This is a genomic window from Brevibacterium sp. Lmc1 (assembly GCF_057654315.1).
On the sequence record NZ_CM172803.1, the window covers coordinates 2,864,783 to 2,885,323 of the forward strand.

The 20,541-nt window shown below is 64.3% G+C and carries 18 protein-coding genes; 2 read left to right on the forward strand and 16 right to left on the reverse strand.

Features of this window, described 5'->3' with window-relative positions; all coding sequences use genetic code 11:
• The first annotated feature begins 22 nt into the window (after positions 1–22).
• Positions 23–604 carry a YdbT family protein gene (locus tag AC239G_RS12835; protein WP_180345618.1) on the forward strand — a complete coding sequence of 194 codons (582 nt, stop codon included), beginning with the start codon at positions 23–25 and terminating at the stop codon, positions 602–604.
• Positions 605–681: 77 nt separating this feature from the next.
• Here AC239G_RS12835 and AC239G_RS12840 read toward each other — a convergent pair whose 3' ends face one another.
• From AC239G_RS12840 to cysK, 11 genes are all read right to left on the reverse strand, one after another.
• Positions 682–2,379 carry an ABC transporter family substrate-binding protein gene (locus tag AC239G_RS12840; RefSeq protein WP_139468882.1) on the reverse strand — a complete coding sequence of 566 codons (1,698 nt, stop codon included), beginning with the start codon at positions 2,377–2,379 and terminating at the stop codon, positions 682–684.
• A 52-nt stretch (positions 2,380–2,431) separates the two neighbouring features.
• Positions 2,432–4,537 carry an ABC transporter ATP-binding protein gene (locus tag AC239G_RS12845; RefSeq protein ID WP_248283985.1) on the reverse strand — a complete coding sequence of 702 codons (2,106 nt, stop codon included), beginning with the start codon at positions 4,535–4,537 and terminating at the stop codon, positions 2,432–2,434.
• Positions 4,530–5,447: an ABC transporter permease gene (locus AC239G_RS12850; protein WP_139468884.1), complete on the reverse strand. Its 918-nt coding sequence runs from the start codon at positions 5,445–5,447 to the stop codon at positions 4,530–4,532. The genes AC239G_RS12845 and AC239G_RS12850 overlap by 8 nt, the downstream gene beginning before the upstream one ends.
• Before the next feature lies 1 nt (position 5,448).
• On the reverse strand, positions 5,449–6,432 hold the full coding sequence (locus AC239G_RS12855) for an ABC transporter permease (RefSeq protein WP_139468885.1): 984 nt from the start codon (positions 6,430–6,432) through the stop codon (positions 5,449–5,451).
• A 498-nt stretch (positions 6,433–6,930) separates the two neighbouring features.
• A complete protein-coding gene (ilvD, locus tag AC239G_RS12860; RefSeq protein ID WP_487489012.1) occupies positions 6,931–8,643 on the reverse strand; it encodes a dihydroxy-acid dehydratase in 1,713 nt (570 codons plus the stop codon).
• Positions 8,644–8,832: 189 nt separating this feature from the next.
• On the reverse strand, positions 8,833–9,777 hold the full coding sequence (locus AC239G_RS12865; protein ID WP_487489013.1) for a 2-hydroxyacid dehydrogenase: 945 nt from the start codon (positions 9,775–9,777) through the stop codon (positions 8,833–8,835).
• A gap of 67 nt (positions 9,778–9,844) precedes the next feature.
• Positions 9,845–10,309: a MarR family winged helix-turn-helix transcriptional regulator gene (locus AC239G_RS12870; RefSeq protein ID WP_139468888.1), complete on the reverse strand. Its 465-nt coding sequence runs from the start codon at positions 10,307–10,309 to the stop codon at positions 9,845–9,847.
• Position 10,310: 1 nt separating this feature from the next.
• Complete coding sequence (locus AC239G_RS12875; RefSeq protein WP_487489014.1) at positions 10,311–11,024, reverse strand: NAD(P)H-dependent oxidoreductase; 714 nt, start codon at positions 11,022–11,024, stop codon at positions 10,311–10,313.
• The gene (locus tag AC239G_RS12880) at positions 11,021–12,211 is read right to left on the reverse strand and encodes an LLM class flavin-dependent oxidoreductase (protein WP_139468889.1); all 1,191 of its coding nucleotides are present in this window, start codon (positions 12,209–12,211) and stop codon (positions 11,021–11,023) included. Before AC239G_RS12880 ends, AC239G_RS12875 begins: the two co-directional genes overlap by 4 nt.
• A 338-nt stretch (positions 12,212–12,549) precedes the next feature.
• On the reverse strand, positions 12,550–13,224 hold the full coding sequence (gene epsC, locus AC239G_RS12885; RefSeq protein WP_139468959.1) for a serine O-acetyltransferase EpsC: 675 nt from the start codon (positions 13,222–13,224) through the stop codon (positions 12,550–12,552).
• Positions 13,225–13,370: 146 nt separating this feature from the next.
• Positions 13,371–14,297 carry a cysteine synthase A gene (cysK, locus tag AC239G_RS12890; RefSeq protein ID WP_482400506.1) on the reverse strand — a complete coding sequence of 309 codons (927 nt, stop codon included), beginning with the start codon at positions 14,295–14,297 and terminating at the stop codon, positions 13,371–13,373.
• A gap of 382 nt (positions 14,298–14,679) precedes the next feature.
• Between cysK and def the strand changes: the two genes are divergently transcribed.
• On the forward strand, positions 14,680–15,252 hold the full coding sequence (gene def, locus AC239G_RS12895) for a peptide deformylase (protein WP_139468891.1): 573 nt from the start codon (positions 14,680–14,682) through the stop codon (positions 15,250–15,252).
• A 13-nt stretch (positions 15,253–15,265) separates the two neighbouring features.
• Here the strand turns inward: def and AC239G_RS12900 are convergent, their stop codons facing one another.
• From AC239G_RS12900 to AC239G_RS12920, 5 genes are all read right to left on the reverse strand, one after another.
• Entirely contained in the window at positions 15,266–16,300 is a 1,035-nt protein-coding gene (locus AC239G_RS12900; RefSeq protein ID WP_434590590.1) for a hypothetical protein, read from the reverse strand.
• 213 nt (positions 16,301–16,513) lie between these two features.
• Complete coding sequence (gene gatB, locus AC239G_RS12905; protein WP_482400507.1) at positions 16,514–17,995, reverse strand: Asp-tRNA(Asn)/Glu-tRNA(Gln) amidotransferase subunit GatB; 1,482 nt, start codon at positions 17,993–17,995, stop codon at positions 16,514–16,516.
• Positions 17,992–19,494, reverse strand: coding sequence for an Asp-tRNA(Asn)/Glu-tRNA(Gln) amidotransferase subunit GatA (gatA, locus tag AC239G_RS12910; protein ID WP_487489015.1), 1,503 nt, complete (start codon positions 19,492–19,494; stop codon positions 17,992–17,994). The genes gatB and gatA overlap by 4 nt, the downstream gene beginning before the upstream one ends.
• 1 nt (position 19,495) lies before the next feature.
• Positions 19,496–19,801, reverse strand: a complete 306-nt coding sequence (gene gatC / locus AC239G_RS12915; protein ID WP_062862017.1) for an Asp-tRNA(Asn)/Glu-tRNA(Gln) amidotransferase subunit GatC — start codon at positions 19,799–19,801, stop codon at positions 19,496–19,498.
• Positions 19,802–19,954: 153 nt separating this feature from the next.
• Positions 19,955–20,422 (reverse strand): hypothetical protein, encoded by a 468-nt coding sequence (locus tag AC239G_RS12920; protein WP_259357842.1) that lies wholly within the window; start codon positions 20,420–20,422, stop codon positions 19,955–19,957.
• Between the last annotated feature and the right edge of the window lie 119 nt (positions 20,423–20,541).

The following is a 20,541-nucleotide window of genomic DNA, read 5'->3' on the forward strand; positions in this document are numbered from 1 at the left end:
CTAGAGCCGATAGGCTGGGCTGGTGAGTGCACCGATCATCCTGAGACAACGCAGCGGCCCCATCATCACGGTCATCGTGTGGGCGTTCCTCGCTTTCCTCCTCGGCGACGCGCTGCTGCGCGGGGCGTGGGACACCGTCGGCCGTTTCGGTCCAGGGCTTGTACTCATCGGCTGGCTCGCGTTCATCGTCCTCTGGCGGCCGGCTCTCGTCGTCGGAACCGACGAGGTGGAGGTCAGGGAGATCCTGCGTACGACGACGGTGCCGTTCACCCGAATCCGTGATATTCGGCTGGGTTCTGTCGTGACGATCGAAACCGCCTCGGCGGAGGGGGTCGAACGCACCATTCGACCGTGGAACGCCCCCGGAATGCCGCGACGGAAGATCGATTCCGGACTGACCGGCGGAACGCGACCGGAGTCTCTGGACAATCACCCCGCGTTCGAGCTGCTGCGTCGATGGGAGCATGCTCAGGCCCATGCCCCTGGAACGGCTGCGCGAAGAGGTCCGTCCGGCGTTGCCGAGGACGTCAGCACTCGATGGAGCCGGGGCGTCATCGGGGTGACTCTGGTGCTGGTGCTCCTGGTGGCAGTCGGACTCATCTGAACACAGAAGGACCGGCCCCGTGGGGAACGTGATCCCACGGGGCCGGCAGTCTCGGAAGGCTTCAATCGATCAGTGCATCACTTCTTGAAGCCGATCTCGGTCCAGTCGGGTGTTTCGAGCTGGCGCGGCCCGAGGTTGAGGACGTCATTCCTCACGCCCCACACATATGGTGTCGGGTAGAAGGGGATGAGCGGCTTGAGCTTCAGAACCTCGGCATCGCCCTCGTTCGCCAGCTTCTTCGCCTCGGCCGGATCGAGTGTCTTCGTCGCAGCCTTGAACTTCTCGCCGATCGCATCGCTGGAGATCTTCGAGTGGTTCTGCGCGGAATCCGCCGGGTAGAACAGGTTCGATCCCGAGGAGATCGGGAAGGCTGTGCCCTGCCAGGTGAACGTCGCCATCTCGAAGTTGCCGTTGAGCACGTGGTCGGCGAAGTACGCGGCGACCGGAACGGTTTCGATTTCGACCTTGAAGCCGATCTCGTTGAGGTCCTTCATCACCTGTTCGGCACGCTGGGCATTCGAAGCGGTATCGGCGGGAACGACGATCTTGAACTGGAGCTTCTCTCCGTCCTTCTCGCGGACACCCCCATCGCCTTCCTTCCAGCCGGCGTCGTCGAGGATCTTCTTCGCCTTCTCCTGGTCGAAGTCGAGGCTGCCGTCGGTGTTGTCCTGGTAGCCTTCCTGGCCGGGCATGAATGTGACGTTGTTGATGAGAGTCACCGGTGCTTCGACGGGGCCGATCGCAGCCTGAGCGATGGCTTCGCGGTTGATCGCATGACCGATCGCGTCACGGACTTCCTGCTCCTTGAGCGCACCCTTCTTCGCATTCATCGTCAGGTGCGTGTATTCCATGCCCTGCGACTTGTACATCTCTCCGTCTTCGCGCTTGCCGGCGGTCTTGTAGGAGTCGCCATCGGTGCCGACATCGACAAGGTCGATCTCCTTGTTGGCGTAGGCCTGAGCCTGCTGTGCCTGAGAGACGACCTTGAAGATCACCTTGTCGAGCTTGGGTTCCTGTCCCCACCATTTGTCGTTCTTGACCATGGTGATGACGCCGGACTTCGTGTCGACCTTGTCGGCCTTGTAGGGACCGTTCGAAGGCAGGACTTTCTTCGTGTAGTCCTTGTTGAAGGAGTCGGCATCCTCGGTGATCTCATTGGGCAGGAAGGCGCCGATGTAGTTCGGCCAGTCGATGTTCGGGGTCTTGAAAGTGACCTTGACGTCGTGCTTGTCCTTGCCGGATTCGATCTTCTCGATGTCCTCGTAGCCCTTGGTCGAGGCGACCTCGAACTCGTCGTGTTTGCCGTCGCGAGTCTGCCAGAAAGCCTTGTAGTCGTCGACGTCGATCGGTGTGCCGTCCTCCCAGACGGCGTCCTTATTGAGCTTGACGTCGATGACCAGGGGATCCTCGCTGGCGATCTCGACGCTCTCGGCGTAGTTCTTGTCGACTTCCCAGGTGCCGTCATCCTTGATCTTGACCGGTCCGCCCAAGGTGGTGCCGTAGATGTTGTTGTTGTCCACATGGGCGCCGTCGGCGTGGTAGTAGTTGAGGCTCGCGGGGATCTCGGTGATCGGGTAGGTCAGCGTGCCGCCGTCCTTGACCTCGTCGTATCCGGCCTTCTGGTAGTCGGTGGTGGGGAGCCCGGAGATCTCCTTGTCCGCCTTGTCGCTGTCGACTCCGCCGGAGTCCTTGTTCGCCTGCTGGCAGCCGGACAGTGCCAGGCCCAGCGCAGCGGTCGCGGCGACGACCATTGTCGCCTTCTTCCTCATTCTCATGAGTTCCTCATTTCTAGTGTGGTGTTCCTCGAGGTGGGCTATGGGTGCGGCTTCAGGTCGCGGTGTCGAGCTCCGTGATCCGCTCCGCATGGTGGCAGGCGACGAGGTCGCCTTCCAGTGACCGCGGACGGGGGTCATCGGTCAGGCACATTTGCCTGTCCCCGTCCGGCAGCAGGTTGAACAGCGGGCACCTGGTGCGGAAGTTGCAGCCGGAGATCTCATCGGTCGGGCTCGGCAGATCTCCGGTGAGCAGCACCCGTTCCCGAGACCGTTCGATTTCTGGGTCGGGAACGGGGATCGCTGACATCAGTGCACGTGTATAGGGGTGCCGCGGCTGCCGATAGAGCGCGTCGGATTCGCCGTACTCGACGATCCGACCGAGATACATCACGGCGACATAGTCCGATATCTGTCGGACGACCGCGAGGTCGTGAGCGACGAACAGATAGGACAGTCCCAAGGTGTCACGCAGGTCTTCCAGCAGGTTGATGACACCTGCTTGGACTGAGACGTCGAGAGCCGAGACGGGTTCGTCGAGGACGAGCAGCTTCGGGTTCGTCACCAAGGCCCGAGCGATGCCGATGCGCTGACGCTGCCCACCGGAGAACTCATGCGGATAGCGTTCGGCCATCGACGCGTCGAGGCCGACGAGTTCGAGCATCTCGGCAACCTTGTCGTTGCGCTCCTGAGCCGGCACTTTGTGCACGGTCAGCGGTTCGGCGATCACTTCGCCGACCGGCAGCCGCGGGTCGATTGCGGCCATCGGATCCTGGAAGACGACCTGGACGTCTTTGCGCATGGCCAGACGTTCACGCTTGTTCAGGTCCGCGACATCGATGCCGTTGATGACCAGCCGTCCCTTCTGCGGAGCGACCATCTCCAGGACTTCACCGATCGTCGTCGACTTCCCGCAGCCCGACTCGCCCACCAGTCCGAGGGTCTGGCCGGCCTTGATCTCGAGATCGATTCCGTCGACGGCTTTCACCGTGCCGATCTGTCGCTTGAACACGGCACCCTTGAGCAGAGGGAAGTGCTTCTGCAGACCGGTGACTTCAAGGATGTTCGGGGCTGCGTCGTCTTTCACCCGAGTCGCCACCGGGTCGGGGCGCGGGTAGATGTCCTTGGCTTCCAGATCGCCCCGGGCGATCTCGTCGGCACGATGGCAGGCGGCCTGCACGCCGGCGATTCCGTGTTCGACGAGTTCGGGCTCGACCTCGCGACATCTGTCGACCGCGATCGGACAACGCGGTGCGAATGGGCACCCCGGCGCAAGATTCGACAGCGACGGCGGTTTGCCCTCGAGCGGAACGAGTCTCTGGGTTCCCGCTGTGGCAAGGTTCGGCACCGAACGCAGCAGTCCTGTCGTATAGGGCATCTGCGGGCTGTGGAAGACCTGCTCCACTCCCCCGGTCTCGACGAGGCGGCCGGCGTACATGACAGCGATTCGGTCGGCGTTTCCGGCCACTACACCGAGGTCGTGAGTGATCAGCACGATCGCGGCACCGGTGATCTCGCGTGCCTTCTGCAGCACGTCGAGGATCTGAGCCTGAATCGTCACGTCCAATGCCGTCGTCGGCTCGTCGGCGATGATGAGATCCGGATCGTTGGCGATCGCAATGGCGATCATGGCTCGCTGCCGCATGCCTCCGGAGAACTCGTGGGGGTATGACTTCACCCGCCGTTCCGCCCCTGGGATGCCGACGATTCTGAGCAGTTCGATCGCCCGGTCGTTCGCCGCCTCTTTCGACAGGCTCGGGTCATGGATGATCAGACCCTCGGAGATCTGTTCTCCGATCGTATAGACGGGAGTCAGTGCCGACAGCGGATCTTGGAAGACCATGGCGATCTCGCGGCCACGCAGCTTCGACATCTGGTGGTCGTTCATGTCGAGAAGAGACTGCCCGCGATACCGGATGGAGCCGGCGATCTGAGCGGTGGAGGGAAGCAGACCCATCACAGCCATCGATGACACGGATTTGCCTGACCCGGATTCGCCGACGATGCCGAGGAATTCGCCCGGTCTGACCTCGTAGTTGACCCCGCGCACTGCTTGAACGTCGCCCTTGGGGTTGGGGAAGGTCACCGTCAGGTCTCTGACCTCAAGGATGGGTTCTGCCGCGGTGACGGGGGCGAGGTCGATGTCAAGGGTTTCAGTCACGGTTGACTCCTGAGGTCGGATCGATCGCATCCCGCAGGGCATCGGCCATGAGACTGATCGCGAAGAGCATGAGCACAAGCACCCCTGCGGGGAAGACGAACAGCCAGGGACGTGTGGCCGCCGCTCCGGAGCCTTCGGCCAGCAGTGTGCCGATCGACACGTCGGGTTTCTGAATGCCCAGATTGAAGTAGCTCAGGGAGGTCTCGGCAAGGATCGCGGAGACGACGCCGAGCGTCGCATCGACGATGAGAATCGAGGCCACGTTGGGAATGATGTGACGGCTGAGGATCTTCGGAGTCGAAACCCCCATATAGCGGGCGGCTCGGACGAAGTCGCGGTCCTTGATCGCCTTGGTCTGGTTGCGCACGACTTGAGCCATGATCATCCAACCGAAGAGCACGAGGAAGACGACGATGGCCGTCCACGACAGCTGCCTCAGCAGAGGCGCCATGAGCACAAGGATGAAGAAGGACGGCAGTACGAGCAGAAGGTTGATGAACCAGACGATGATCGTCTCGACGCGACCACCGAAATAGCCTGCCGTCGAACCGATGATGGCGGCCAGAATGCTCGCACACGGTCCGGCGATGATGCCGATGAGCAGGGATTTCTGAAGTCCCACGACGGTCTGAGCGTAGATGTCCTGGCCGATCGTGTTCGTACCGAACCAGTGCTGGGCGCTCGGGCCCTCATTGAGTGCGAAGACATCCTGGTCGGTCGGCGAATAGATGTTGATGGTATTGCCGAACAGAGCGAAGAGAACGAAGAATGCGAGTAGGATCCCGCCGACCCAGAACCGCGGGGTCGAGCGCAGGCGGCGCCAGATGAGCATCGCCCGAGAGGTCGGCTTCGAACGCTTCGTCACCACCTCGGTGTCGGGCTCTGTGGAGATCGGAATATCTGTTGCCATGTCAGATCCTCACTCTCGGGTCGAGTGCGGCATAGAGCACCTCGGACAGGGTCGAGGCCAGGAGCGTGAGCACTGCGACGAAGAGAACGGAGCCTGCGGCCGCGTTGATATCGGACTGCAGGATCGAGTTGATGGTGAACTGGCCCATGCCGTTCCATGAGAAGACGACCTCGAGCATCGAGGAGCCGGCGACCAGGGTGCCGAACGCGTAGGCGAAGTACGTCGACATCGGGATGAGTGCGACGCGCACGCCGTGCTTGACCAACGCGGTTCTGCGGGTGCGCCCTTTGGACCTGGCGGTGCGAATGAAGTCCGATGCAAGCACGTCGAGCATGACCGAACGCTGGTAGCGCGAGTACGTCGCGGCGCCCATGAGCACGAGCGCCAGGGTCGGCAGCAGCATATGTGACACCTGGTCGGTGAACCACGGGATGAAGCCAGGGTCGATATTCGCCGAGTAGTCACCCGAGAAGCGGATGAGGGTCGTGCCGAGTGCATTGTTGAATCCGGTGGCGATGATCATGAGGATCACGCCGATGACGAATGTCGGAGTGGCGATGATGAGGTAGGACGCGTAGGTCACGACCTGGTCGGATGCCTTGTACTGCTTGACGGCTCCCCAGACGCCGAGGATCACACCGAGGATGGCTCCGATGATCGATCCGATGAGCAGGAGCTTGAGGCTGACACCTGCCCGAACGAGGATCTCCTGCAGCACAGGCGAGTTGTGGACCGTCGTGCCGAAATCACCATGGAGGAAGATGTTCGTCAGCCAGTGCCAGGTCCTCTCGAGGATCGGGACTTCGGGGTTCGTGCCGTGGCCGTTGAGGATGGACCGAATCGAATCTTCTGACAGCGGCGGATTCTGGCCACGGTACCGGGAGGCCGGATCCATGAATGAGCTGGAGGTGATGTAGGCGGTGACCGTCGCTATGAACGCGAGGATGAAGTAGTTGATGAACCGCCGCAGGACGTACTTTCCCATGGCGCCGACTACGACACAGGGATCAGCCGGGCCTCACTGGACGTCGAGGAATGGTGCATGGGACCCGGCAGCTGGGAGTAGATCTCACGGCGAATCGGGTAAGCGGTGCGAATCATCAACGATCAAGGTTCCTTTGCGCGAATTTTCCTCTGATCAGCCACTATGAGTGAATCATCAATGGTTCATCACAGAAGACTGAACGTAATTCGCACTGTATCTCCATGTGACCTGTTGCACAAACTTCCCTTGCAGTATTGATTGCGACAAGGCTCCGTGTCCCCCGGAATTCCGCGCGACACGCCGAAGTAACTTTTCGGTAACTGTAGTCTCGTGTCGCCGGGTCGGAACGGTCCGTGCTGTCCTCAGGAACGTTCCCCACCGAAATCGCCGAGGCGGTGCAGACGTGATGTCTGCACCGCCTCGGCGATGGTGGAACCGTTCCGTATCGCTGAGCGTCACCCGAAGGCGAGCGGAATCAGCAACGGACCTTGAACTGGATCAGAAGCAGACCGCGCCCTTCGATGCCGACTGCACGAGCTTCGCGTACTTGCCGAGCACACCGGTGAGGCGGTGGTTCTCGGGCAGCGTCCAGGTCTTGCGACGCTCGGCCAGCACCTCCTCGTCGACGTGGAGCTCGATCGAGCGGGCCGCGATATCGACGGTGATCTTGTCACCGTCCTCGACGAGCGCGATCGGACCGCCGTCGACTGCCTCGGGGGCGATGTGGCCGATGCACAGGCCGGTCGAACCGCCGGAGAAGCGACCGTCGGTGAGCAGCAGGACGTCCTTGCCGATGCCCGCGCCCTTGATGGCGCCGGTGATCGCGAGCATCTCGCGCATTCCGGGTCCGCCTTTGGGTCCTTCATAGCGGATGACGACGACGTCGCCCTTCTTCAGTTCTCCATTGAGCACGGCGTCCATGGCCGGCTGCTCCTGGTCGAAGACGCGAGCGGTGCCCTCGAAGACATCGGCGTCGAAGCCCGCGGACTTCACGACCGCACCCTCGGGAGCCAACGATCCCTGCAGCACGGTGAGGCCGCCGGTGGCGTGGATCGGGTTGTTGAGCGCGCGCAGGATCTTCCCGTCCGGGTCTGGCGGGTTGATCGACTCAAGGTTCTCGGCCACGGTCTTGCCGGTCACGGTCAGGCAGTCGCCGTTGAGCAGACCGGCATCGAGGAGAGCCTTCATGATCACGGGCACGCCGCCGATCTTGAAGACGTCGTTCATCACGTACTGTCCGAAGGGCTTGACGTTGCCCAGGTGCGGAACCTTGTCGCCGATGCGGTTGAAGTCATCGAGCTGCAGCTCCACGCCGGCTTCGTGCGCGATGGCCAGCAGGTGGAGGACCGCGTTCGTCGAACCGCCGAAGGCCATGACCACGGCGATCGCGTTGTGCAGCGATTCGCGGGTGATGATGTCCTTCGTGGTGATGCCCTGGCGCAGCATGTTGACAACAGCCTCACCGGACTTGCGAGCGAACATCGTGCGGTTGCGGTGGATGGCCGGCGGAGCAGCCGAGCCCGGCAGGGACATGCCCATGGCCTCGGCGGCCGAGGCCATCGTGTTCGCGGTGTACATTCCGCCGCAGGCACCCTCACCGGGGCAGACGGCGCGCTCGATGGCGTCGACGTCCTTCTGGGACATGGTGCCCGCACGGCAGGCGCCGACGGCTTCGAAGGCGTCGATGAGGGTGACTTCCCTCTCCGAGCCGTCCTCCATTTTCGCGGTTCCGGGCATGATCGAACCGTTGTAGAGGAAGACGCTCGAGAGCCCGAGGCGGGCGGAGGCCATGAGCATTCCGGGGATCGACTTGTCGCAGCCGGCCATGAGCACGGAGCCGTCGAGTCGTTCGGCGCTCATCACGGTTTCCACGGAGTCGGTGATGACCTCGCGGGAGACCAGCGAGTAGTGCATTCCCTCGTGGCCCATCGAGATTCCGTCCGAGACGGAGATGGTGCCGAATTCCAGCGGGAAGCCACCGGCCTCGTGGACGCCTTCCTTGGCGGCCGAACCGAGACGCTGCAGCGACATGTTGCAGGGGGTGATCTCATTCCACGAGGTCGCGATCGCGACCTGCGGCTTCACCCAGTCGTCGTCGCCCATGCCGACGGCGCGCAGCATGCCGCGTGCGGCGGTGGCCTCGAGGCCGTCCGTGACATCGCGAGAACGGGGTTTGATGTCGGGAGTGGTGTTGTCTGTATCGATGCTCATGCAGGCATGCTACGCCCGATTTCAGCATCCGCATGCCGGACTCTCGCATGGTGGAACCTCTCGTGGGAACCATGCGAGAGTCCGACCGCGGGGACATGTTCCGGCCCTGCTTAGGTCAGATTCGCGTGACCTATTGCCGGCGATGCAGGCCCGCGATTCGCTGCGCCTCGGGCCCCAGCTCACGGCATCTCAGGCCTTGATGAGATTGACCGGCTGCTCACCGTCGTTGATCCGCCTGACCTGCTCGGCGAGGATCTTCACGACCCGTGGTTCGAACGCCGAGGTGTCGCCTCCGACATGGGGTGTGATGAGGGTGTTCGGGGTGCCCCACAGCGCGTGGTTGCGCGGCAGCGGCTCCGGATCGGTGACGTCGAGGGCGGCATGGAGCCGGCCCGCGGCGAGTTCCGCCACAAGCGCCTCCGTGTCGACGACCTTGCCGCGGGCGACGTTGACGATGAGCGCATTGTCGGGAAGCTGGCTGAGGAACTTCTCGTCGACGAGGCGGTGGGTGCCCTCGTTGAGCGGGGTGATGAGCACGACCACCTCGGTGTGGGGCAGTAGTTCCGGCAGCTCGTCGACGCCGTGGATCTTCCCGCGCTCGTCCTCACGTGCGGTCGAGGCCACTCGGGTGAGCTGGACTTCGAAGGGGTCGAAGCGGTCGGCGATGGCCGAGCCGATCTCGCCGACGCCGATGATCATCACCCGCCGGTCCTGCAGCGAGCGGTGACGCTGGTGCTCCCATACCCGCGAGACCTGCGAGCGCACGGCGTCATCGATTCCGCGCAGGCTGGCCAGGGTCAGCGCCAGGGCGAGCTCGGCGGTGCCCCCGGTGTGCACGCCGGAGGCGGTCGCCACCTGGATTCCGCGTTCGGGCAGGTGGGCGACGGGATCGAATCCGGTCGTCTGAGTGATGACCATGCGCAGGTTGGGCAGCTCGTCGAGCAGCTCGATCGTCGGCCCGGAATCCATGTACGGCAGGATGACGACATCGACATCGTCACGACTGAGCTTGGCCGACCGTTCGGAATCGGAGAAGACGACGAGGTCGACGTTCGCGCGCTGGTGAGCGGGGATCCGAGCGATCACACGGTTGCGGAGCTCGGAGTTCGGGAAGGCGATTGTGGTGATGGACATGCCCTCATTGTGGCACGCGGCCAGGCCCGGTGCCGAGGGATTCGTCACTCTGAGATGACGGGCCTCGTCACTCGGGCAGCGCTCTTCCGATCCGAGTGAAGACGGCCTCGATCACCTCGAGTTCGGCATCGCTGACATGATCGAAGAAGATCTCGTCGACATAGCTCTTGTGCTGGGACCCGGCGGACAGGAATGCCCGCGCCCCCGCCTCGGTGAGAGCGACATTGTGGGCACGCCCGTCATCGAGACACTGGGTCTTCGTCACCAGTCCCGCGTCGACGAGGACCTTGATCCGATAGTTCAGCCGCGACGGCGAGAAGACGAGCTTCTTCGCCAGGGCACTCATCGTCAGCGTCCGCTCCGGCGCCTCCCACAGCAGGAGCAGAGTGTTGTAGTCGCTGACGTCGAGCCCTGCATCGTCCTTGAGCTGGACCTCGAGGGCCTGACGGAGGCGCTGCGAGGTCTCGAAATAGGTCCGCCACGCGTTCTGCGCCAGCGCCTCCCTGCCGAGCCCGAATCTGATCTCCGTCATCTCAGCCCTCGAGCAGCTGCGCGAACGGGGTGACGTTCGCGGGGTCGAATTCGTCGACGATTCCGCGATTCGCCGAGGAGGTGCCCCGGGTCGCGCCCGCCCCTGCACCTGCGTGCGAATCGGGGTCGGCCACCTCGGCGAGGTCGTCGTTTCCGGCGCCGATGATCGCTGCGGTCAGGGACACGAGTTCCTCCCCCGCCTGACGGATCCGGGCGGTCAGCGCACGGCCGCCTTCGACGGTTCCCCAGTCGTCGGTCGCGGCGAACACCGTGGTGGGCACGACGATGCCCTTGAGGCAGGACAGCATCGGCCGCAGCACCGCGTCCCCGGCCAGCGAATGGCGGGCAGTGCCGCCGGTGGAGGCGATGAGCACGGGCTTGCGGCTCAGCGCCCTGTCGTCGACGAGCTGCCAGAACAGGGTGTGCAGGCCGACGGGGGCTGCCTTGTACACCGGTGCGACGGTGACGATCGCATCGGCGGCGGCGATGGTCGCGAAGGCCTGCTCCAACGCTTCGGAGCGGAACCCGGTCAGGGTCATATCCGTGAGCGCGGTGGCGAGGCTGCGGACGTTGATGACGTCCGTGGTCACGTCGATGCCCACCGATTCCCCCGCCGAGGCGGTCTGACCGAGGATCCGGTTCGTGAGCTTGAGCGTGGTCGAGTCCTCGCTCAGGGAGGTGGTCACGGCCACGATGTTCATCGTGTTCGTGCTCATGAGCGGTCGGCTCCTTCCTGTGTCGGATTCTGGGCCGCTTCGGCGGCGCGTGCCTGACGGTCCTCGAAGGCGCGGGAACCTTCTCCGCCGCCGGGGATCGGGTCCCGGCCTTCGCGATGGCGGATGACGAGGGATTCGTGGGTGGGAGCGTCGGGGACGTCGGCCGGGCGGCCCTTCGCGAACTCCTCGCGGAGGACGGGGATGACCTCTTCGCCGAGGAGGTCGAGCTGTTCGAGCACCGTCTTCTGCGGCAGTCCCGCATGATCGATGAGGAAGAGCTGGCGCTGGTAGTCCCCAGCCCAGTCCCGGAAGCTCAGGGTGCGCTCGATGACCTGCTGCGGCGAACCGACAGTCAGCGGAGTCTGCGTCGAGAAGTCCTCGAGGCTGGGCCCGTGGCCGTAGACCGGGGCGTTGTCGAAGTAGGGACGGAACTCGCGGACGGCGTCCTGGGAGTTCTTGCGCATGAATACCTGACCGCCGAGGCCGACGATCGCCTGGCTGGCCGTGCCGTGGCCGTAGTACTCATAGCGCTGACGGTAGAGCTGAACCATCCGCGCGGTGTGCGAGGTCGGCCAGAAGATGTTGTTGTGGAAGAACCCGTCGCCGTAGTAGGCGGCCTGTTCGGCGATCTCGGGGCTGCGGATCGATCCGTGCCAGACGAACGGCGGCACTTCGTCCAGTGGGGTCGGGGTGACGGTGAAGCCGTTGAGCGGTGTGCGGAACTTGCCTTCCCAGTCAAGGTTCTTCTCACGCCACAGACGGTAGAGCAGGTTGTAGTTCTCGACCGCCAGCGGGATGCCGGCACGGATGTCCTTGCCGAACCACGGATAGACGGGGCCGGTGTTGCCGCGGCCCATGATCAGGCTGATGCGACCGTCGGAGAGGTGCTGCGCGTACGAGTAGTCTTCGGCGATGCGCACGGGATCGGTCGTGGTGATGAGCGTGGTCGCCGTCGAGAGTTCGAGCTTCTCCGTCTGTGCGGCGATGTTGGCCAGAAGGACCGGCGGGTTCGCCGGGGCCACGAAGGGCGGGTTGTGGTGCTGCCCGGTGGCGAAGACGTCGAGTCCGACCTCCTCGGCCTTCTTGGCGATCTCGACGGTGTTCTTGATCCGCTGGTGTTCGCTGACGGTGGTGCCGTCGGTGGGGTCGGTGGTGACATCGCCGATGGTGAAGATTCCGAATTCCATGACGCCTCCTGCATCTGGGCTGCTGCGGTTCTCGCGGCCGCCCAACTGATTGAACTAACTTCAATTTTGAAGTAACTAGTTGAAATCTTAACAGAAGTGGTCGCGAAAGTATTCCCGGCCCCAGAGCGGTCACCTGGGTGGGACGCGAGGCCATGACCGCAAACGGTCGATTGCCGGGTCGATCCACGGTGTTTCCAGCCCGATTTTCACCGTGGATCGCCCCAACAATGCACGAAAAGCGGCTCCCGCCCGTAGGCAGGAACCGCTTTTCGTGTCTGTTCGCCGAGACCGGTTCGCTGAGCACAGCAGCGAACCGGAGCATGGCCGCGGCGGTGGACTCAGATCCAGAGGGCCGGATCCTCGAGGACGAAATCCGGGTGCGTCGTCGACGACTCGGCTCCCGCCTTCGCCGAAGCGGCGCCGTCCTTCTTCTTCGAGCGCACGGTCGCGGGGATGCCGACAGCGCTCGAGTCGGCCGGCACGTCCTTGACGACGACGGCGTTGGCTCCGACCGCGGAGTTGTCGCCGACGACGACGGGGCCGAGGATCTTCGCCCCGGCTCCGACGAGCACGTGGTTGCCGATCGTCGGGTGGCGCTTCGTCTGTGCCATCGACGTACCGCCGAGGGTGACCTGATGGTAGAGCATGACATCGTCGCCGACTTCCGAGGTCTCCCCGATGACGACTCCGTTGGCGTGGTCGATGAAGAAGCGACGCCCGATCCTGGCCCCTGGGTGGATCTCCACCCCGGTCAGCGTCCGCACGAGCTGGGACATCAGTCGCGCCGGAACCTTTGCGGCATCGTGCTGCCACAACCGGTGGAGTCCGCGGTGCGCCCAGATGGCATGCATCCCGGGGTAGGAGACCAGGGAGACGAAATCATTGCGCGCCGCCGGATCGCGTCGCTTCACCGTCTCGAGGTCTTCTCTCAGCGACTCGCGCACACCGGGTCGGCTCAGCCCAAAGGCGGCCGCCCCCGCAGCTGCCGCGGCCACTGCCCACAGTGCCTTCATCATTGACTCCCTTGCTCAGTCGTCTCGGTCTATCTCGTGCAAGTCGGATCCGGTCGGAAGAATTCCCGCGACCCTCCGACAGGGAACGTCTCAGACAGCGAGGGCGCCAAACCGAAGTCTGACGCCCTCACGCTGTTCACTCGCGCTCAGTCGAGGTATTCCGAGAACAGCGGTGTCGACAGGTAGCGCTCGCCGAAGTCGGGGAGGACGACGACGATGCGCTTGCCGGCGTTCTCGGGGCGCGAAGCGACCTGCTCAGCCGCAGCAAGGGCAGCACCCGAAGAGATTCCGACGAGCAGACCCTCTTCCTTGGCGACCTCGCGGGCCCGCTCGATGGCGACCTCGTTGTCGATGTCGACGACCTCGTCGTAGATCTCAGTGTTGAGGATGCCCGGCACGAAGTTCGCACCCAGACCCTGGATGGCATGCGGTCCGGCAGTGCCCTCGGTCAGCAGCGGCGAGGCGGAGGGTTCGACGGCGACGATCTTGACCTCAGGCAGCGCCTCACGCAGAGCGGCGCCTGCGCCGGAGATGGTGCCGCCGGTGCCGATGCCGGCAACGAAGATGTCGACCTTGTTATCGGTGTCGGCGAGGATCTCGGGGCCGGTCGTGGCCTTATGGATCTCAGCATTGGCTCTGTTCTCGAACTGACGGACGAGCACGGCCCCCTCGGCGGCGACCTCTTCCGCCTTCGCCACGGCACCTTTCATACCCGCAGCCTTGTCGGTGAGGACGAGCTCGGCTCCGAAGGCGCGCAGCAGAGCACGGCGCTCCTTCGACATCGATTCGGGCATCGTGAGGACGACCTTGTAGCCGCGGGAGGTGCCGACCATGGCCAGCGCAATGCCGGTATTGCCCGAAGTCGCCTCAACGATGGTTCCGCCGGGCTTGAGTTCGCCGGACTTCTCGGCGGCGTCGATCATCGCCACGCCGATGCGGTCCTTGACGGAGTTGCCGGGGTTCGAGGATTCGAGCTTCGCCACGATCTCGGCGCCCGACCGGTCACTGGCCTTGTTGATGCGCACCAGCGGCGTGCGGCCGACGAGTTCGGAGACGTTGTTGAAGATGGTCAAAGTAAGTCCTTTCACGATTCTTTGTGCACCGCCGTCGGCGGCCACTCGCCGTTCGGCGGACGTGCACCTGAACGGGTGGAGCGACAGCTTGCATCTCGTGGTCCGAGACGGCTTGCCCTCATCATAACCACGCCGACCTTGAACGTGTTCCCAGATATGTTGCTCAACAATCTGTGTTCGCTGGGGGCGAAACTTTATGACGGCCCCTATCACATACCCGAGATGGCCGCATATCCATCCACTCGATCGAGCGCGGGATACGATCAACCGCTGAGCAATCGGTGGACACGGTCACCGAGGCGGCCCTCCCCCGAGATCGCGCCCGAGCGCTGCGATCGGGCGGAGTCTGAGACGGTCTCAGGTGACCGATACGATTGTCCCCATGGCTATTCATCCCATCGTCGTCTACGGCGAGCCCGTTCTGCATCGTCGTGCCGAGAAGATCACCGAGTTCGACGAGGACCTTGCCGAACTCGTCGCAGACATGCACGAGACGCTCGACGCCAGCAACGGTGTCGGACTGGCCGCACCGCAGATCGGTGTCGGCAAGTCCATCTTCGTGTTCAACGCCGACGATGACTATGGTGTGCGTCGTCGCGGCACCTTCGTCAATCCCGTGCTCATTGCCTCGAAGGTTCCCGATACCCGTCCTGATCCCGACGATGAGACCGAAGGATGCCTGTCGGTGCCGAGTCTCGATTTCCCCCTCAAACGTGCCGACAGGGTCACCGTCAACGGCTTCGATGAGAAAGGCGAACCGGTGACCCTGAGCGCTGACGGGTGGTTCGCGCGCATCATGCAGCACGAATACGACCACCTGCAGGGAACCCTCTACGTCGACCGTCTCGACAAGCGGTGGTCGAAGAAGTGGAAGAAAGCCCAGGAGGCTCACGGCTATAACCAGCCGGGCCAGTCATGGATGCCGGGAGTCGACCCCGACCCTTTCGGTCACTGAGCCGGGGGCGAGCTCAGGCTTCGAGTTCGTCCACGGACTTCTGAGCCGCGGCGAGCCGGGTGTCGAAGTCGTCGAAATCATCGGCAGTCTGGTCGAGTTCGGCGACGAGTCCGGAGATGATCGACGACTGCGAATCCGCATCGATGCGCAGCTCCCTGAACTGCCAATCGGCGGAATCATCGGCTGCGGTGCGAGACAGCACATCGAGCACTCGATCGCCGAGCTCGCGGGAGCGTTCGGAGTTGTGCAGCAGCATCAGCTGCTGATCGAGTTCGAGCAGCCGCTCGTAGTATTCGTGCATCGACTCCACCCGGCGGGCCATCGACGAGAATGCGACGGCCAGCTTCGACAGATAGGTCTCCACCGACTTCGCGGTTCCCGCATCGCGGATGCCTTCGATCTCCTCGCGCAGGCTGACGAGTTCCTGCAGCCGCACTCCGATGGAGGCCACGGCATGGTCGAGGTCGACGCGGGAGACGTGGTCTTTGAGTATCGGGTGGGTCCAGGCACGGGTGTGCACGATCTTGCGAGCGATCGTGACCGCGAGATGGAACAGACGCTGTTCGTCGGTGTCCCGGCCTTCCTTGCGCCCCGGCAGATAGCCGAGACTGGCCGGAGTCACCCACTGGGCGCCGGCGACCTTGCGCCGGTTCTTCCGACTCAGTCGCTTCGGGTCACGCAGGTACTTGGGCCCGGTGACGGCGGCGAAGATTCCGGTGCCCAGGGCGGTAGCCGCACCCATTCCGCCGAAGGTCAGTGCGGCGTCGGCGAATCCCGAGACCAGAGCCAGTCCCCCGGGAGCCGCGAATCCCGCGGTCACGGCGGTGCCGGCGGCAGTGCCGCCCTTGAACAGGACGCTGGAGCGGAAGAAGTTCCGGCTCATCCCACCGGTGAGCATGATCGCGCTCGGGGCTCCGGCCGTGTAGCGGTATCCGCGGGCACTCCAGGCTCGCAGCACCGCCTCGTTGACGCTGTCGGGCACGAGCACCCGATAGATCGGCGCGGACTTCCCGCATTCGCTCTTCCACAGCGATTTCCACTCAGACACCGCTTCACCTCCACGCGTGTGGGTCACGCACTCGGCCCTGTCCCTGCGGGCCATCGGCTGCGGGGAATGCGAACAGCCACACCCTCCGCTGTGCTCGGGAAACCGGTCGGTTCCCTTGGACGCACAGTCTAGAGGGTGTGGCTGGATCAATCCTGAGTCCTGCTCGGCACTGTCAGGCGCCGCCGTCGACCAAGATCGGAGTCGGACCTGTACTCAGACGCCCAACTTGGCGAGGATGAGGTCCTTGGCCTTTCCGGCATCGGCCTGCCCGCGGGTGGCCTTCATGATCGGACCCATGAGCGCTCCGATGGCCTGCATCTTCCCGCCCTTGATCTTCTCGACCACATCGGGGTTGGCCGCGATGGCCTCCTCGACGGCGGCTTCGAGTGCACCGGTGTCCTCGACGATTTCGAGGTCGCGGGCCTTCATCACCTCGGCGGGCTCGCCTTCGCCGGCGATGACTCCGGTGAGCACATCCTTGGCCAGCTTGTCGTTGAGCTTGCCCTCGTTGATGAGATCGACGAGTCCTGCCACCTGGGCGGGTGTGATGATCTCGGTGGGGTGTTTGTCCTCCTGGTTGGCCAGGCGTGCGACCTCACCGGTCCACCACTTGCGTGCCGCTGCGGGCTTCGCACCAGCGGTGACGGTGTCCTCGATGGCTTCGAGGAGTCCGGCGTTGACGATGTCGCGCATCTCCAGGTCGGAGAACTTCCATTCCCCGAGGAGGCGGCGCCGCTTCTGCGCCGGCAGCTCGGGCAGGCTCGCCCGCAGCTCCTCGACCCATTCGCGGGACGGCTGCAGCGGGACGAGGTCGGGCTCGGGGAAGTAGCGGTAGTCGTCGGCGTCGGACTTCGGACGCCCCGAGGAGGTCTCTCCGGTCTCCTCGTGGAAGTGACGGGTCTCCTGGACGACCTTCTCCCCCGCCTCGAGGAGGGTCGCCTGGCGGGCGATCTCGAAGCGCACGGCGCGTTCGATCGAGCGGAAGGAGTTGACGTTCTTCGTCTCCGTGCGGGTGCCCAGCGGTGCCTCGGGGCGCTCCCGCAGGGACACGTTGACGTCGGCGCGGACGTTGCCCTGTTCCATGCGGGCTTCGGAGACGTCGAGGGCGCGGAAGATGTCACGAAGGGTCCGCACATAGGCGGCGGCCACCTCGGCGGCCCGTTCCCCTGTCCCGGTGATCGGGTGGGTGACGATCTCCACGAGCGGCACACCGGCGCGGTTGTAGTCGACGAGGGAATGGTCGGCGCCCTGGATGCGGCCGGTGGCCCCACCCACGTGGGTGTTCTTGCCGGCGTCTTCCTCCATGTGGGCGCGCTCGACGGGGACGGTCACGATGGTGCCGTCCTCGAGCTCGACCTCGACCTGGCCTTCGGCCGCGATCGGCTCATCGGACTGGCTGGTCTGGAAGTCCTTGGGCACGTCCGGGTAGAAGTAGTTCTTGCGGGCGAACCGGCAGGTTTCGGCGATCTCGCAGCCGAGCGCCAGACCGATCTTGATCGCGTACTCCACACCCTTCTCGTTGACCACGGGCAGGGACCCGGGCAGCCCGAGGGAGGTGGGGGTCACGTTGGTGTTCGGTCCCCCGCCGAAGGTGTTGGGGGCGGCGTCGAACATCTTGGTCGCGGTGCCGAGTTCGACGTGGACCTCGATGCCGATGACCGGATCGTATTTCTTGATCGCGTCTTCGTATTTCACTTGGCGTTCAGTCCTTCCGCGAGAGTGTCGAGCACGCGTCCGCCGGCGGATTCGAGTGCGGCTTCCAAGGGTCCGGCCACCTCGTAGAGCTTGATGTCCTCACGGGCCGGAGCCAGGATCTGGAAGCCGACCGGCAGACCATCGGCCAGGCCCGCGGGCAGGGACAGTCCGGGGATGCCGGCGAGGTTCGCCGGGATCGTCGCCACGTCGCCGAGGTAGAGGGCCATCGGGTCAGCCGCCTTCTCCGCACCGAACTTCAGTGCGGTCGTCGGGGTCGTCGGGGACACGAGGACGTCGCAGGCTGCGAATGCCTTCGCGAAGTCGTTCTGGACCAGGGTGCGGATCTTCTGCGCCGAACCGTAGTAGGCATCGTAGTAGCCGGCCGACAGAGCGTAGGTGCCGAGGATGATGCGGCGCTTGACCTCCGATCCGAAGCCTGCGGCACGAGTGGCCGACATGACGGTCTCGGCGGTGACGGGACCGGATTCCGGTTCGACGCGCAGGCCGTAGCGCATGCCGTCATAGCGAGCGAGGTTCGAAGACACCTCGGAGGGCATGATGAGGTAGTAGGCGTCGAGGGCGTAGGAGATCGACGGGCAGTCGACCTCGACGATCTCGGCTCCGGCAGCGGCAGCGGTTTCCAGCGCTGCCGTGAACGCGGTGCGGACTCCGTCCTGGTATCCCTCACCGGCCAGCTGCTTGATGACGCCGAGCTTCTTGCCCTTGAGCTCGCTGGTCTGGGCAGCGCTCAGGAATCCGCCGACCTCATCGGGCAGCGAGGTCGAGTCGAGTGGATCATGTCCGGCCAGCAATTCGTGCAGGGCGGCGGCGTCGGCGACGTTGCGGCCCATCGGTCCGACCTGGTCGAGGCTCGAGGCCATGGCGATGATGCCGAAGCGCGAGATCGACCCGTAGGTCGGCTTGACGCCGACGGTTCCGGTGAACGCGGCGGGCTGACGGACGGATCCGCCGGTGTCGGTGCCCACGGACAGCGGGGCCTGGAATCCGGCCAGCGCTGCGGCCGCACCTCCCGACGATCCTCCGGGCACGTGGTCGAGGTTCCACGGGTTGCGGGTGTTGCCGAAGGCCGAGTGCTCGGTCGTCGAACCCATGGCGAATTCGTCGAGGTTGGTCTTGCCGAGCACCGGCAGACCGGCGGCCTTGACCTTGTTGTGCACAGTCGATTCGTAGGGCGGAACCCAGTTCTCGAGCATCTTCGACCCTGCGGTCGTACGCGTGCCTTCGGTGACGACGAGGTCTTTCAGCGCCACCGGAACACCGGCGAGGGCGTGGAGGTCCTCACCGGCGGAGCGCTTGGCGTCGACGGCCTTTGCGGTCTCCAGAGCGAGCTCGTCGGTGACGGTGATGAAGGAGTTGAAGTCATCCTCGGTGGAGGCGATGCGGTCGAGGTGCGCCTGTGTGACGTCGACGGAGGAGAACTCGCCGGATTTCAGTCCTGCGGCGAGTTCGAGGGCGCTCTTGTTCGTCAGTTCAGTCATCTCATTCCTCCCCGAGGATCTGCGGGACGAGGAACTTGTCGTCCTCGGCGGCCGGGGCCGAGGCCAGTGCCTGTTCGCTGGAGAGCGTCTCGCCCACGACGTCGGGGCGCATGACGTTCGTCAGCGGGATGGGGTGACTGGTTGCGGGCACATCGTCGCCGGCCACTTCGTTGACCCTGGCGACGTTTCCCAGAATTGTGCTCAGATCACCGGCGAGCGATTTCAGCTCATCTTCGCTCATGGCGATCCGAGACAGTGAAGCCAGATGCTCCACCTGTTCGGGGGTGATTGCGGAAGACTCCGTCATTCCCTGCCTTTCATCGTCGTTTTCACTCGCCACCAGTCTAGTCTCTTCAGCCGACCCGCCCCCGCCGTTGCGCTGTGACCTTCCCCCAGAACTACCTGACGGCGGCCCAGCAACCTCGCGCGAGGTTGCTGGGCCGCCGTCAGGTAGTAATTATTAGGCGGGGAGGCGTTCGGGCCAGGTGCGGGTGCCGTGGATGTATCCGGCCATGTCGGCCACGACGCGGTCGGCGTCGGCCTGGGTGAATTCTCCGGCCGAGACTCCGGCCTGGAGGTCGGCGGCGAGATCGGCGATGCGGGTCCGGGCGTCGGCCGCGGTGGCGGCGACGAGGTCCGTGCCGGCTGAGAATGCGCCGACCGCAGAATCGTCGACGATGGTGCCTTCGATGACCTCGTGCGCGTCCGTCGAGATGCCGTCGAACGCAATCGTCGACTCCTCGGTCCGCGCGGTGACAGGAGCGGCCGGGGTGCGCATCGAGGTCAGTGCCGGCTGAGCATTGCGTTTGGTGCTGTTCGGTCCCGGCCCCAGCACCAGGTCCGCCAGGCCTGCCGTCACCGGCACCGCGGTCAGTGCCGCGGCGACGACCACGCAGGTTCCGGCGAGGATTTTGGGGATCCATCTCATGTCCCACACTCTTCCACTCGAAGCTGTCTCTGAGCTTGGCTGAGTCTGAACCCCGACTTCGAGTTCGGTCACGAACGAATCACAGCCACACCATGGAACCTCCCGGAACCGGGATGTAT

Coding starts and splice junctions, on each gene's coding strand:
- AC239G_RS12840 (WP_139468882.1), bottom strand. CDS start 2,379: ATGAGAATGAGGAAGAAGGCGACAATGGTCGTCGCCGCGACCGCTGCG.
- AC239G_RS12850 (WP_139468884.1), bottom strand. CDS start 5,447: ATGGCAACAGATATTCCGATCTCCACAGAGCCCGACACCGAGGTGGTG.
- AC239G_RS12855 (WP_139468885.1), bottom strand. CDS start 6,432: ATGGGAAAGTACGTCCTGCGGCGGTTCATCAACTACTTCATCCTCGCG.
- ilvD (WP_487489012.1), bottom strand. CDS start 8,643: ATGAGCATCGATACAGACAACACCACTCCCGACATCAAACCCCGTTCT.
- AC239G_RS12865 (WP_487489013.1), bottom strand. CDS start 9,777: ATGTCCATCACCACAATCGCCTTCCCGAACTCCGAGCTCCGCAACCGT.
- AC239G_RS12870 (WP_139468888.1), bottom strand. CDS start 10,309: ATGACGGAGATCAGATTCGGGCTCGGCAGGGAGGCGCTGGCGCAGAAC.
- AC239G_RS12875 (WP_487489014.1), bottom strand. CDS start 11,024: ATGAGCACGAACACGATGAACATCGTGGCCGTGACCACCTCCCTGAGC.
- AC239G_RS12880 (WP_139468889.1), bottom strand. CDS start 12,211: ATGGAATTCGGAATCTTCACCATCGGCGATGTCACCACCGACCCCACC.
- epsC (WP_139468959.1), bottom strand. CDS start 13,224: ATGAAGGCACTGTGGGCAGTGGCCGCGGCAGCTGCGGGGGCGGCCGCC.
- def (WP_139468891.1), top strand. CDS start 14,680: ATGGCTATTCATCCCATCGTCGTCTACGGCGAGCCCGTTCTGCATCGT.
- gatA (WP_487489015.1), bottom strand. CDS start 19,494: ATGACTGAACTGACGAACAAGAGCGCCCTCGAACTCGCCGCAGGACTG.
- gatC (WP_062862017.1), bottom strand. CDS start 19,801: ATGACGGAGTCTTCCGCAATCACCCCCGAACAGGTGGAGCATCTGGCT.
- AC239G_RS12920 (WP_259357842.1), bottom strand. CDS start 20,422: ATGAGATGGATCCCCAAAATCCTCGCCGGAACCTGCGTGGTCGTCGCC.